The organism is Streptomyces sp. HUAS MS02 (assembly GCF_055702265.1).
On the sequence record NZ_CM146747.1, the window covers coordinates 658,875 to 671,869 of the forward strand.

Consider the following 12,995-nt stretch of genomic DNA (forward strand, 5'->3'; position numbering starts at 1 on the left):
CAGAAAGGTGAGCCATGGGAAAGGCTGCTGTGTTCGACGTCGACGGGACCCTCGTCGACACCAATCATCTGCATGTCGTCTCCTGGTGGGAGGCGTTTCGGCAGGGTGGGCACGAGGTGGCCATGCATGACATCCATCGGGCGGTGGGGCTGCCGTCCGGGGACCTCGTCACGCATCTGCTGGGTGAGGAGCGGGATCCGGCGGAGAAGGACGCGCTGAGCGCGGCGCACAAGGCGTTGTACGGGACGTACTTCGAGCGGCTGCCCGCCCTGCCGGACGCGGGGCGGCTGCTGCGGCGGCTCGACGGGCAGGGCTGGAGCGTGGTGCTGGCGACCTCGGCGGGCGGGGCCGAGCTGACCGCGCTGCGGCGGGCCATCGGGGCCGACGACGCCATCGCGGCGACGGCGAGCGCCGACGACGTGGACCGGGGGAAACCGGCGCCGGACCCGGTCGAGCTGGCCCTGGAGCTGGCGGGGGCGGAGGCCGAGCGGTCGGTGTTCGTCGGGGACACCGTCTGGGACATGCGGGCCGGTGCCCGGGCCGGGGTGCACTGTGTGGCCGTGCTCTGCGGCGGCATCCCACGGCCCGAACTGGAGGCGGCCGGCGCGGAGGCGGTGTTCCGGAATCCGGCCCATCTGCTGGCCACCCTGGAGGAGAGTCCGCTGGGCCGGGAGGAATGACCTGGTGACAGCCGCTGTGGGCGGCCCGGCGCGACGTGACACAGATCACCGCCATTGTCCGGATACCGACGGAACACCCCCTGGTAGTTTCCCGTTGAACCAGCCGTGGGTGTGGATGGGACAGTGTCCCCGGGCCTCACCTTTTGCCCACAGGGACGATCGTTCGGCTGAAGCCCTGTGGAGCCTTTCGCCGAGAGGCGACCGCCATCCGCACCCACACACAGACCGCCCCGACCGTGATTCCCCCGTCCCGGTCGGGGCTTCTCCTTGTCCGGGGTCAGGCGTCGAGTTCCCGCGGCCCGTACAGCGCCGTCGGCGCGCCCGTCGCGAGGGCCCAGTACCGGTCGCCGTACGACCAGTGCCACCACTCCGTGGGGTAGTTGACGAAGCCCGCCGCGCCGAGGGCGGCGCCGAGCGTCTCCCGGTGGGCGCGGGCCTCGGCGGAGATGCCGTCCGTCCCCGTGTAGCAGGCGCCGTCGCTCTCCTCCGGGCTCGCGTTGACCCGCGTACCGAGGTCGAGTTCGTGGCCGTCGGCGTCCATGAGGGTCAGGTCCACGGCGGCGCCCGCGGAGTGCGGGGCTATCTCGGGCGGGGAGACATAGCGGCTGGCCGCCTCGCGGATGCGGTCGGCGGGCCAGTCGGGGTGGAGGGCGCGCTGCTCGGCCGCGTACCGCTCGAAGTAGGCGCGCTGCAGGGACGGCGGCCGGTAGCCCTCCACGAAGAGCAGACGCAGCCCGTGCGGCAGCAGGTCCTGGGCCTTGAGCAGCCGGTCGTGCACCTCCGCCCGCAGATGGGCATAGGCGCCCGTGCGGTCGGCCTTGCGCTCGTCGACCGACAGTGGACCGGCTCGGCGTACGTCGACGAGCGGCTCGTCCCGGTCATGGACGGGTACCGCCGCCACTCTCGGGTCGGACATCAGGATGATCTCGGTCATGTACTGATCATCTCCCGTCTCCGGCGGGCCCCGGGCGGGATCGGCGGACCGACGGTCGGCGCTTCGCCCCGTGTGGCCGGTAGTGGCCGCGTGCATCCTCCGGGGCCGGGTACTCGTGGGCGGCTCCGGAGGAATCGAAGTGCGCGAGAGGAGTCTGCGGTGAACGGAGAATCCGGCGGCAGGATCGTGGTCACTGGCGCCACCGGCAATGTCGGGACGAGTCTGATGCGGCTGCTCGCGGAGGACGCGCGGGTCGACCGGGTACGGGGCCTGGCCCGGCGGATCCCCGACTGGTCCCCCGCGAAGACGGACTGGTCGGCCGTGGACGTCGGGTCCGAGGAGGCCGATCTGGTCAAGGAGTTCGAGGGGGCGGACGCGGTCGTCCATCTCGCCTGGGCGTTCCAGCCGACGCACGACCCGGCCGCCACCTGGCGGACCAATGTGCTGGGCAGCATCCGGGTCTTCGAGGCGGTGGCGCAGGCCGAGGTCCCGACGCTGGTGCACGCCTCGTCCGTCGGCGCATACTCCCCCGGGCCGAAGGGCCGCGCGGTGGACGAGTCGTGGCCGACGCACGGCTGGCCGGACGCCGCGTACTGCCGGGAGAAGGCGTATCTGGAGCGGGCCCTGGACTCGTTCGAGCACAAGCACCCCGGGGTGCGGGTGGTGCGGATGCGCCCCGCGTTCCTGTTCAAGCGGGAGTCGGCTAGCGAGCAGCGCCGTATCTTCGGCGGGCGTTTCCTGCCGGGACAGCTGGCGCGGCCCGATCTCCTGCCGTTCCTGCCCGACGTCCCCGGGCTGAAGGTGCAGGCCCTGCACACCGACGACGCCGCCCGGGCGTACCGGCTGGCCCTGCACTCCGATGCCCGTGGCGCCTTCAACCTCGCGGCGGAGTCCCCCGTGGACGCCGCGCTGCTCAGCGAGGTGCTGGGGTCCCGTCCGGTGCGGTTGCCCCGTGTCGCGGCCCGCTCGGCGATCGCCGCCGCGTGGAACCTGCGGCTGCTGCCCGCCTCGCCGCACCTCTTCGACGCCGTGCTGCGGCTGCCGCTGATGGACTGCTCGAAGGCCCGCGACGAGCTGCGCTGGCGGCCCGAGCGCACGTCGGTGGAGGTGCTGGAGGAGTTCCTGGAGGGGCTGCGGCACGGGGCCGGGGCGGAGACGGAACCGCTGCGGGGCCGGAAGGTCGGCTGAGCGCGCCGGACACGTCCCGGACATGACGGCGCCTCCCCGGGTCCCACCGGGGAGGCGCCGAGTCTCTGCACGAGCCAGGGAGCGGGAACCGACGGCCGGCCGACGTGGGTCAGCCGGAGGGCTCGTCGGGTACGGGCTGTTCGGGGTTGGCGGAGCCCGACTGCGGGGCGCCCTGCCGTCCGGTACCGGCCTCGTCCGTGTCGGGCACGTCGGTGGCCTCGTCGGCGGCACCTTCGTCCCGCTCGTCGGCGGCGGCACGCGTCGGGGCTGCCTCCCACGGGTCCTCGCCCTCGGTCGCCTGCTGGTCGGGCATGTCCCTCGGTATGGGGTCCGGGTGCTCGCCGGGGCCCTCCATGCGGTGATCGTCCACGGCGTGCTCCTTCCTGCTGTCGTGCACCGCGCGCGGGTACCTCGGCCCGATCGACTCAAACCACGCGGTGTCCACGAGGTGTCAGGCGCTCCCGGCCAGCTCCTCCAGAGCGGCCGTCAGATGCGGGGCCACCCGCTCCCGCCGCCAGGCGAGGTCGTCGCCTCCCATGGCGCGCGGCACCGTCTCCACCAGCATGATCAGGTCGAGGTAGCTGCGGTAGAGGGCGTACCGCCGAGCGGCCGACGGCGTGAACTCGGCGACGCCGCCCGCCTCTTGATACCCGGTCATGAAGTCGGTGTCCTCCCGGACGTCTCCCAGCAGCGCCAGCGAGACGAAGTCCGCGACGGGGTCGCCCCAGAACATGCGCTCGCCGTCGATCAGCCCGCCCACGCGCGCGGTACCGCCGTGCTCCACGAGGATGTTGCCCGGCCACAGGTCGAAGTGGACCAGGCGCGGCACGGTCACCTCGTCGAGGGTGTCGTACGCGAGCTTCGCCGTGCGGGCCACCTCGTCCAGGGGGCGGGGCAGCCAGGCGCCGAAGCGGTCGGCGTCGTCGAGGACGGCCTCGTACATGGCGGTGAACGCGGTGCGCCAGTCGGGGGCGAGAGGGCCGAGGGCACCGCTGGGGTAGCCGTAGCCGGGGCCGGTGACCCGGTGCAGTCGGGCGACCAGGCCGCCCAGTTCCCGTCGCAGCGCCGCTTGCCGGTCGGTGGGCGGCCCGTCCCAGCCGGTGCCGGGGCAGTGGGTGAGCAGGAGGTGGCGGCCCGCCGGCGCGCTCTCGTCGAAGGCGGCCCCGACCACGCGGGGAGCGGGGACGTCGACGGTCGCGGCGGCCCGGCAGAACTCGGCCTCGGCGGCGAGGAGTTCCCGCTCGTGGGCCAGGCCGGGCGTGCTGGGCGGCGGGGGGACCTTGAGGACGAGCCGGGTACCGTCGGCGAGGCGCAGTTCCTCGACCGTGTTGTACGTGCCGCCGGTGAGCGGCCGACGCTCGGCGAGACTCTCCGGCGGCAGCCCCGCCGCCGCGAGTGCCAGCCGCGCGCGTTCCTGCTCGTCCACTGCGATCCCCCTCGTCGGCCTGCGCGTGGGGGCCACTCTGCCAGGTGGGCCCCCACGGCACACCCCGCTCGTCCGGCCGCGCAGACGTCCTCCACGTAGCAGCCCATGGCGATGGGTTCGCCCGGTCGGCGACCGGAGTCCGTGCGTCGACGGCCCCGAAAACCATTGGACCCTTCCCATAGGTCCACGTACCTTAGGTTAAAACCTAGTAGTCCTAGGTTCCGAGACAGACAGATCACCCCATCACCGGAGAACAGGCCGTCATGAGGACACTCACCGAGCAGGACATCCGCACCTCCTTCGTCAACTGCTCGAAGGGGGAGGCGAAGAGGATCTCCGTACCGCGCGATCTGGAGGAGCGGCCCTGGGCGGATCTCGATTTCCTCGGCTGGCGGGATCCCGGTGCGCCCGACCGCGGCTATCTGGTCGCGGAGCGCGAGGGAGGATTCGCCGGCGTCGCGTTGCGGCTCCCCTCCGCGCGGCGCGGGTTCCTGCACCGCAGCATGTGCTCGCTGTGCCTGACGACGCATCCGGGCGGCGGGGTCTCCCTGATGACGGCACGGAAGGCGGGTGCGGCCGGCCGGGAGGGGAACTCGGTCGGCGTGTACATGTGTGCGGACCTGGCGTGCTCGCTCTATGTGCGCGGCAAGAAGGCCCTGGAGAGCGGCAGCCGCTTCGAGGAGAGCCTCACCGTGGAGGAACAGATCGCCCGGACGGTGGGCAACCTGTCCGCGTTCCTGGCGAAGCTGTACGACTGAACCCGCCCTGGCCTTGTGGTCTTCAGTCCTCCCGGGCGATCACCCAGGTGACTACTGTCCTCGGTCAGGAGTTCGGTGTGCCAGCGGAACGGGAACAGCGCAAGGATGCGAGACGTACGTGATGTGTGGGGCCTGATCGACACACGGGTCGCGAAGTGGCGACAGGACCCGGTGATCGTCCAGTCGGTGCGGTCGGCGGCGGCCGCCACGGTGGCCTATGTGGTGGCGCTGCAACTCAGTACGGAGGCGGCGCCCCTGACGGCTCCGCTGACCGCCCTGCTGGTCGTGCAGGTGACCCTCTATTCCACCCTCACCACCGGTATCCGCCGGGTGAACTCGGTGGTCGCCGGCGTCGTCATCGCCATCGGCTTCAGCGTTCTGGTGGGCCTCACCTGGTGGAGCCTCGCCCTGATCATCCTGGCCTCGCTCGCGGTGGGTCATCTGGTGCGGGTGAGCGAGTTCGTGCCCGAGGTGGCCATCAGCGCGATGCTGGTGCTCGGCGTCACCAGGGTCGGCGACACGGCCTGGGCACGGATCGTGGAGACCCTGATCGGCGCGGTCGTCGGACTCGCCTTCAACCTGCTGCTCGCTCCCCCGGTCTGGGTGGAGGCGGCCGGTGAGTCCATCGAGGACCTGGCCCGGCGGATGCGGCAGCTGATGATACGGGTCGGCGAGGAGGCCGCGGGCCGCACCCCGGCGGAGGCCGCGGCGGCCCGGCTGCACGAGGCGCGGGAGCTGGACTTCGACATCGTCGAGGTGGACGCGGCCCTCAAGCAGGCCGAGGACAGCCTGAAGCTCAATCCGCGCGTACGGGAGGGCCTGCTGCACCGGGTGGTGCTGCGCACCGGCCTGGACACGCTGGAGATCTGCACGGTGGTGCTGCGGGTGCTGGCCCGTACCCTCACCGACCTCGCCAAGGAGCGGGAGCCGAGTCCGCTGTTCTCGGCGCAGGTGGGAGCCGCCATCGAGCAGCTGCTGGCCGAGATCGGCGACGCGGTGGTCAGCTTCGCGGTGCTGGTCACCACCGACGTCAGCCGCAGCGCCGAGTCCGCGGAGGACCGGCTCGCCGCCGAGCTGTCGACCGCCGCCGCGACCCGCGACAAGCTCGCCCAGCTGCTCCTGGAGGACGTCCAGCGCGACCCGAGGCACTGGCAGTTGCACGGCGCCGTGCTGACGGAGGTCAACCGCATGCTGGACGAGCTGGACACCGAGCACCGCTCCCAGCGGCTGATGGAGGAGCTCGACCGCTGCACCCGTGAACAGCGCGAGCGCTCCCCCCGGCTCACGCGCCTGCGCGACCGCGTACGCATCGTGCGCCCCCGTCGGCGGAACCGGTCCGGCCTCGCCGGACGTACTAAGTGACGCCGGGTACGAGGCGCGACACGACGACGAGGGGAGCGTACGGAATGGCCGAAGGCACCGTGCGGATCGACGGGACCACACTCCATCTGCCGGGCGGGGTGCGGGTGCGCTTCATCCGCACCCTGCGTCTGCCGGAGACAGGTACGCACCAACTTCCGCCCGGACTGGGAGACTTCCCGATCCGCCGGGTCGAGGACCATCCGCACACCGCCCCGGCCGAGATGCGGGCGCGCGGCGGGGTGATGCTCCCCGTGTATCTGCGCGAGGCGATGTGGCTGCACTTCGGCGGTTCCACGGAGCCGGCGGCGCTCCAGGTCGGCGTCGGCAAGGTGTGCGCGGTGTCGGGCAAGCCGTGGACCGGCGCGCTCGCCCGCGATCCGCAGAACTACGTCGTGCTCCCCCGGCAGCCTTGGCTGGACGGCATCAACTCCGGCAAGGGCACGGTCAGGCAGTTCGTGGCCGTCCCCCTCGGCCTCGGTGCCACGGTCGAGGGCCAGGTCACCGGCGAGGAGGTGTTCGGCGGGGTGCAGCTGCAGTCGTTCCCGCTGAACGACAAGCAGCTGGCGGTGTGGCGGGAGGAGGAGCGGCTGAGGGCCGAACGGGAGCGCGACCTCGCCCAGCTCGGTACCACCACCCTCTTCGCCGGCACGGGCCCGGTCCCGATGCCGCCGCCGGGTGCCGTGCCGATGCCGCCCCCGGCCACCGGAGCCCCGCCGCCCCCCGCGCCGGGCGGCGCTCCCCTGCCGCCCGCACCGGGCGGCGGACCGATGCCGCCGGGTGCGGCGTACCCGATGGCGGCGCCCGCCGCGGCCCCGCAGCGCAGCGGTCCCGCGGCTCCGCCCCGGGCTCCGGCGGCGATGGGTCTCGGTGTCGGCGGGTCGATGCGGCAGGAGGTCTACCGGGACACCTGGCCGCGCGGCAGCTGGGCGGAGCATCCGGCCGGCCGGATCTTCGTGCATCTGGTGACCCCGCCCGAGTGGCGCCGGATCACCGGGGAGGCCCCGCCGCCGTCGCCCGTGGACCGCGCGGCGTACACCCGGGCCGGGCTCCCGTGGTTCGAGTACTACGACAACGACGCCCACGATCTCGACCCGGCCGACGCCCTCGGCACGGTCAAGCCCGTCGGTGACTGGCTCGGCGACGACCTCGATCCGTGGCAGGCACCCGCTCCCGGCCAGGTCAAGCCGCTGGGCGACGCCCCGGGCAAGCCGATCCAGGACGGCGACTGGTAGCCGGCCGCGAGGACCCGAGGTCGGCCCCGGCCGACCTCCCGCGGACGAACGGCGGGCGTCGCATGGCGCGCGACGCCCGCCTTCGCCTTTGCGCCGGGGTGCTCGGACCCGTCAAGGTGGTGGCGGCCGAGAGAAGCGACACCCGAGGTGCGACGAATGACGAGCGAGGCGGTTGGGGACCGGGGCGGCTGGAGCAGGCGCCGCGCCCTGGGGCTGTTGGCGGGAGCCGTGCCGGCCGTCCTGGCGGGCTGCGCGGGGTCCGACGGGACGACCGGTTCCGCGTCGCCCTCCCCCGCGACGAACGCCCCCACGGCTCCGTCGGCGGAGGCCGGGGCCGGGTCGGGCACCGAGTCCGCGACCGCCGGGCCCTCCCCCGCCCGCACCGGCCCCCAGCCGCTCTACATCGGGACGTACACCTCCGTCGAGGGCGGTGGCGACGGCATCGGAGTGGCGACGTACGACCCACGCAGCGGTCGGGTCACGGGTGAGGGGACGATCGGCGGGGTCGGCGACCCGTCGTACCTCGCCGTGCACCCGGACGGCCGGACGCTGTACGCGGTGAACGAGCGACCCGAGGGCGGGGTGACCGCCGTACGGCTGTCCGACCGCAAGGTTCTGGGCACCCGGAGCAGTGGCGGCGAGGCGCCCAGCCACCTGTCGGTGCACCCGAGCGGGCGGTGGCTGCTGAGCGCGAACTACGGTTCGGGCAGTGTCGCCGTGCACCCCGTCGAGGAGTCGGGCGCGCTGGGCCAGCGCACGGACCTGGTGGTGCACAGCAGTCCGCCGCCCGGGCCGGGCCAGGACGGGCCGCACGCGCACCAGATCGTCACGAGCCCCGACGGCGGCCATGTCCTCGCCGTCGACCTGGGCACCGACACCGTCTACACCTACCGGCTGGACGAGTCCCGAGGCACGCTCACCGAGGTCTCCCGGGCGCGCCTGCGGGCGGGTGCGGGGCCCCGGCACCTGACCTTCCATCCCGAGGGGCGGTACGCCTATCTCGCCAACGAGGTGGACAACACGGTCGTGGTCTGCGCCTACGAGCCCGACCGGGGGCGGCTCACGCCGGGCCCGCCGCAGCCCACGGGCACGGGGGCGGGCACCAACTACCCGGCGCAGCTGGTCGTGACGCCGGACGGCTCGTACGCGTACCTCGCCAACCGGGGGCACGACAGCCTGACGCGCTACGCGGTGGAGGCGGACGGCGCGCGGCTGAGGCTGCTCGACACCGTGCCGGTCGGCGGGGACTTCCCGCGCCAGATCGCCCTCTCGCCCGACGGGGGCCTGCTGTTCGCGGCGCTGCAGCGGTCGAGCACGGTCAGCGTGTTCCGGGTCGACCCGGGCAACGGTGAACTGCGGCGCGCGGGCGCGCCGTTCGCGTCACCCGTCGCCGTCTGTGCGCTGCCGCTGTAGGGCGCGCGGGCAGGACGCGGCGCTCGCCTGGGAGAGCAGGGTGTGCATACGCTCGGTGAGCTGCGCCATGTCGTCGGCGGGCTTGTGGAACGTCAGGCGTACGTCGCCGTTGCCGCGGGCCCGTTCGATGCGCAGGGTCAGGCCGTGCCGGTCGACGGCGAGCGGCTGGACGCGCACGGCGCCGTGCAGGCTGTCGGGCGGCACGAGGCGGGTGAGGCGTTCGACGGCGTCCGGGTGGGCGTCGGCGAGGTGTGTCAGCAGCCGGGACTCGGCCGTGACCAGCGGATCCGGTGCGGCGGCGGCGAACTCGTCGAGGTCGACCACGACCGCGCCGGACGGCTCGCGCAGCACGATGCGGGTGGCCTCGAACTCCAGGTCGCCGTCCTTGGGCGCGAACCAGCCGGCGACCCACAGCCGGGCCCGGATGCGGTTGCGCACGGGGACGGGCGCGACATCGGCGAACTCCAGCACGGCGGACGGCTCGCCGCGCGGGGCGCAGATCGCGGCGGCGACGAGCGTGCTGTCCTCGGGGACGCGCAGGATCACCCGGCCGTCCTCGGTGACGCTGTGCGCGCCGACGAACTCCTCGCGGCCGCCCTCGGCGGTCACCGCGCAGGACCACGCCGCCGCGAGCACCGAGCGGGCACGCTCGGCCGCGGCGGGCGCGGCCGTCCAGGTGTGACGGTCACCCATCCCCAACCTCCCTTAGGTAAGCCTTGCCTAACCTATAGGAGATCGGGACGTACGCCAACCACCGCCGGACAGCCTGTGGACTTTCTCCGTGGACTTCCCGTTCGCCTCGACGAACCGGCCGAGGTGCCGACCCAGAGGACGGGAACCCGAACTCAGGGAACGAGAACCCCGAAAAGGGCCCGCGTACACAGATCACGCACCTGTTCCCGGGACAACTCCGAGCCCCGCAGCCACTCCAGACAGACCGCCGTCGTGAACGACAGCCAGCCGCGCACGGCGAGCCGCATCTCCGGCCGCCCGTCGAGGGCCGCAGCGAACTCCGCGTCCGACGCCAGGGCCGCCAGGATCTGGGCCTCCTGGGCGGCCAGCGCCCGCTGGTAGACCTTGCGCACGGCCTGGTCCCCGGTGGCGTCGGCGCGGTGGAACGCCCGGAAGCCGTGGGCGCGCTCCTCGACGTACGCGAGGAACGCGTCGAGCCCGTTGGTCAGCCGCTCGCGCGCCGAGCCGCCGGGAGCGGGGGTCATGATCCGCAGCATCCGCTCGCTCTCGCGCTCCACCACGGCCGCGAAGAAGACCCGCTTGTTCGGGAAGTAGTGGTACAGCAGCCCGCGGGAGACACCGGCGATCTCGGCGACCTGCTCGATCCACACGTCGTCGTACGGGCTCTCCGAGAAGAGTCGGGCCCCGACCGCGAGCAACTGCTCCCGCCGCTCCTCGGTGCTGAGCCGACGACGGGGGCGCTCTCCCTGCCTGGCTGCCATGCCGTCACTTTACTTGACGCGGGTTCAACAGCGGGACGAGACTGGGACCACTATTGAACCCGAGTACAACAAGTCGCGGCGGCCCCGGCACGGCGTGCGCGCGAGGGAGAGGTGGTCATGACGGCGACGACGGGGACCACGACCATCAAGGGTTTCCGCAGCGCGGAGCTGGGCTGGCCCGAGCTGCACCGCATACCGCACCCGCCGTACCGGCTCCCCGTCATCGGCGACGCCCTCGGGACGAATCTGCGGACGCCCGTCCAGGAGTCCGTGCGGCTCGGGCGGCGGCTCGGGCCGATCTTCCGGCGAAAGGCGTTCACCAAGGAGATCGTGTTCGTCGGGGGCGCGGATCTCGCGGCGGAACTGGCGGACGAGTCACGGTTCGCCAAGCACGTGGGGGTGGGCGTCGCCAATCTGCGCCCGGTGGCCGGGGACGGGCTCTTCACGGCGTACAACCACGAACCCAACTGGCAGCTCGCCCACGACGTCCTCGCCCCGGGTTTCAGCCGGGAGGCCATGGCCGGGTACCACCCGCTGATGCTCGACGTCGCCGAGCGGCTGACGGACCACTGGGACCGGGCGGGCGAGGCCGGCGAGACCGTGGACGTGCCCGGTGACATGACCAAGCTGACGCTGGAGACGATCGCCCGCACCGGCTTCGGCCACGACTTCGGCTCCTTCGAGCGCTCACGGCCGCACCCCTTCGTGGCGGCGATGGTCGGAACCCTGACCTACGCCCAGCGCCGCAACGTCGTCCCCGACCCCCTGGTGCCCCTGCTGCTGCGGGACGCCGCCCGGCACAACCGGGCGGACATGGCCCACCTCAACGAGACGGTCGACGCGGTGGTGCGGGCGCGGCGGTCCTCCGCCGGCACCGGGGGCCGACTCGGCGTCCGTGGCGCCGGGGCCGGGAGCGGTGATCTGCTCGACCGGATGCTGGAGACGGCGCATCCGGAGACCGGTGAGCGGCTGTCCGCCGAGAACGTCCGACGGCAGGTCATCACCTTCCTGGTCGCCGGGCACGAGACCACCTCGGGCGCCCTGTCCTTCGCCCTGCACTACCTCGCCCGGCACCCGGACCTGGCGGCCCGCGCCCGCGCCGAGGTGGACCGGGTGTGGGGCGACACCGCACGGCCCGGGTACGAACAGGTGGCCAGGCTGCGGTACGTGCGCCGGGTGCTGGACGAGGCGCTGCGGCTGTGGCCGACGGCGCCCGCCTTCTCCCGGGAGGCCCGCGAGGACACCGTGCTGGGCGGGGTCCATCCGATGCGGCGCGGCGCCTGGGCGCTGCTGCTGACGGCGATGCTGCACCGGGACCCGGCGGTGTGGGGCGCGAATGCCGACCGTTTCGACCCGGACCGTTTCGAGGCGGCGGCGGTGCGCTCGCGGGCACCGCACACCTTCAAGCCGTTCGGCACGGGGGCCCGGGCCTGCATCGGCCGCCAGTTCGCGCTGCACGAGGCCACGCTGGTGCTGGGCCTGCTGCTGCGCCGGTACGAGCTGAGTCCGGAGCCGGGGTACCGGCTGCGGGTGGCGGAACGGCTGACCCTGATGCCGGAGGGGCTGCGGCTGAACGTGGAGCGGCGGAGAGGGGCGGCGGGACGGGACACCGCACAGCACCCGTCACCGCCGGGCGAGCCCTCATCGCCGCCCTCCCCGTCGCCCTCCCCGTCGCCTTCGTCTTCGCCTACGGGGCCGTCACGCTGTCCAGTGACCGGGGCGGGTGACTGAGGTCGGCAGCCGGGTGCCGGCGGTGCCGCGGGCCGCGTTCAGCTGGGGCTGGGTCAGGAAGAACGCGCCGGTCAGGTCCGCGTCGGTGAGGTCGGCGTCGCGGAGGTCGGCGCCGATCAGGTCCGCGCCCCGCAGATCGGCGCCGGTCAGGTCGGCGGCTATGAGGTAGGCACCCCGCAGGTCGGCCTTCCTGAGGTCGGCCCCTTTGAGCCGGGCGCCGATGAGGTCGGCTCCTCGCCGGTTCCGCCTGCGTCCGGCGCCGGCGCGCATGAGGTCGCTGACCTTCAGCAACAGCACGTTGACGCGCTGCCGGTGCGCGGCCACGTCCAGCTCAGCCAATTCCTCCGCCGTCCCCCTGGTCAGCCGCTCGGTCTCGTCGAGCGCGCGGCGCAGGTCGGCGTGCACGGGGCGGGCGGCGGGGAGGGTGAGCGACTCGGTCAAGTACCAGAGCAGTTCGTGGAGTTGACGGACGACCGGGAAGACGTCGAACATCCGGCGGGCGTGCTCGCGACCGCCGGTGCGCCAGCTCTCACCCCCGAACGTGCCCTGTGAGACCTTCTGCCCGGCGCCGAAGCAGTCGTAGACCGTGCAGCCGTTGAATCCCTCGCCCCTGAGCCGGACGTGGATGCCGCAGCGGAAGTCCTCCCCGAGGTTCCCGCACGGTGTGCCCGCGGCCTTGTCGACGGCGAAGTCGGCCGAGCGGGCGAAGGGCAGTGCCACACAGCACAGGCCGAAGCAACTGCCGCAGTCCGCGCGCAGGTCACGCAGGTCAGGCGCGTGGCGGGCCGCGCCGGATGTCTGTTCCATACGGTTCACC

The 12,995-nt window shown here is 73.2% G+C and carries 13 protein-coding genes; 7 read left to right on the forward strand and 6 right to left on the reverse strand.

Annotated features, from left to right (window positions below; translation table 11 throughout):
• Positions 1-14 precede the first annotated feature (14 nt).
• A complete protein-coding gene (locus ACZ9QC_RS02920; protein ID WP_472918654.1) occupies positions 15-680 on the forward strand; it encodes an HAD family hydrolase in 666 nt (221 codons plus the stop codon).
• Between the two features lie 277 nt (positions 681-957).
• Here ACZ9QC_RS02920 and ACZ9QC_RS02925 read toward each other — a convergent pair whose 3' ends face one another.
• Complete coding sequence (locus ACZ9QC_RS02925) at positions 958-1,614, reverse strand: M15 family metallopeptidase (RefSeq protein WP_472918655.1); 657 nt, start codon at positions 1,612-1,614, stop codon at positions 958-960.
• A gap of 159 nt (positions 1,615-1,773) precedes the next feature.
• Between ACZ9QC_RS02925 and ACZ9QC_RS02930 the strand changes: the two genes are divergently transcribed.
• Positions 1,774-2,802, forward strand: a complete 1,029-nt coding sequence (locus tag ACZ9QC_RS02930; protein WP_472918656.1) for an SDR family oxidoreductase — start codon at positions 1,774-1,776, stop codon at positions 2,800-2,802.
• A gap of 109 nt (positions 2,803-2,911) precedes the next feature.
• Here ACZ9QC_RS02930 and ACZ9QC_RS02935 read toward each other — a convergent pair whose 3' ends face one another.
• Positions 2,912-3,172 (reverse strand): hypothetical protein, encoded by a 261-nt coding sequence (locus ACZ9QC_RS02935; protein ID WP_472918657.1) that lies wholly within the window; start codon positions 3,170-3,172, stop codon positions 2,912-2,914.
• A gap of 81 nt (positions 3,173-3,253) precedes the next feature.
• A complete protein-coding gene (locus ACZ9QC_RS02940) occupies positions 3,254-4,228 on the reverse strand; it encodes a phosphotransferase family protein (protein ID WP_472918658.1) in 975 nt (324 codons plus the stop codon).
• A gap of 263 nt (positions 4,229-4,491) precedes the next feature.
• Between ACZ9QC_RS02940 and ACZ9QC_RS02945 the strand changes: the two genes are divergently transcribed.
• The 4 genes from ACZ9QC_RS02945 (at position 4,492) to ACZ9QC_RS02960 (ending at position 8,993) form a co-directional block, all read left to right on the forward strand.
• Entirely contained in the window at positions 4,492-4,986 is a 495-nt protein-coding gene (locus tag ACZ9QC_RS02945; RefSeq protein WP_472918659.1) for an FBP domain-containing protein, read from the forward strand.
• A 105-nt stretch (positions 4,987-5,091) separates the two neighbouring features.
• Positions 5,092-6,348 carry an FUSC family protein gene (locus ACZ9QC_RS02950; protein WP_472918660.1) on the forward strand — a complete coding sequence of 419 codons (1,257 nt, stop codon included), beginning with the start codon at positions 5,092-5,094 and terminating at the stop codon, positions 6,346-6,348.
• 44 nt (positions 6,349-6,392) lie between these two features.
• Positions 6,393-7,580 carry a GyrI-like domain-containing protein gene (locus ACZ9QC_RS02955; RefSeq protein WP_472918661.1) on the forward strand — a complete coding sequence of 396 codons (1,188 nt, stop codon included), beginning with the start codon at positions 6,393-6,395 and terminating at the stop codon, positions 7,578-7,580.
• Between the two features lie 156 nt (positions 7,581-7,736).
• Positions 7,737-8,993, forward strand: coding sequence for a lactonase family protein (locus ACZ9QC_RS02960; RefSeq protein ID WP_472918662.1), 1,257 nt, complete (start codon positions 7,737-7,739; stop codon positions 8,991-8,993).
• On the opposite strand, the gene ACZ9QC_RS02965 is transcribed toward ACZ9QC_RS02960, so the two are convergent.
• Positions 8,961-9,686, reverse strand: coding sequence for a DUF2470 domain-containing protein (locus tag ACZ9QC_RS02965; protein WP_472918663.1), 726 nt, complete (start codon positions 9,684-9,686; stop codon positions 8,961-8,963). The two genes, ACZ9QC_RS02960 and ACZ9QC_RS02965, sit on opposite strands and share 33 nt — an antisense overlap.
• Positions 9,687-9,838: 152 nt before the next feature.
• On the reverse strand, positions 9,839-10,447 hold the full coding sequence (locus ACZ9QC_RS02970; protein ID WP_472918664.1) for a TetR/AcrR family transcriptional regulator: 609 nt from the start codon (positions 10,445-10,447) through the stop codon (positions 9,839-9,841).
• Between the two features lie 117 nt (positions 10,448-10,564).
• Between ACZ9QC_RS02970 and ACZ9QC_RS02975 the strand changes: the two genes are divergently transcribed.
• Positions 10,565-12,178 carry a cytochrome P450 gene (locus ACZ9QC_RS02975; RefSeq protein WP_472918665.1) on the forward strand — a complete coding sequence of 538 codons (1,614 nt, stop codon included), beginning with the start codon at positions 10,565-10,567 and terminating at the stop codon, positions 12,176-12,178.
• On the opposite strand, the gene ACZ9QC_RS02980 is transcribed toward ACZ9QC_RS02975, so the two are convergent.
• On the reverse strand, positions 12,146-12,985 hold the full coding sequence (locus tag ACZ9QC_RS02980; RefSeq protein WP_472918666.1) for a pentapeptide repeat-containing protein: 840 nt from the start codon (positions 12,983-12,985) through the stop codon (positions 12,146-12,148). The genes ACZ9QC_RS02975 and ACZ9QC_RS02980 overlap by 33 nt on opposite strands.
• Between the last annotated feature and the right edge of the window lie 10 nt (positions 12,986-12,995).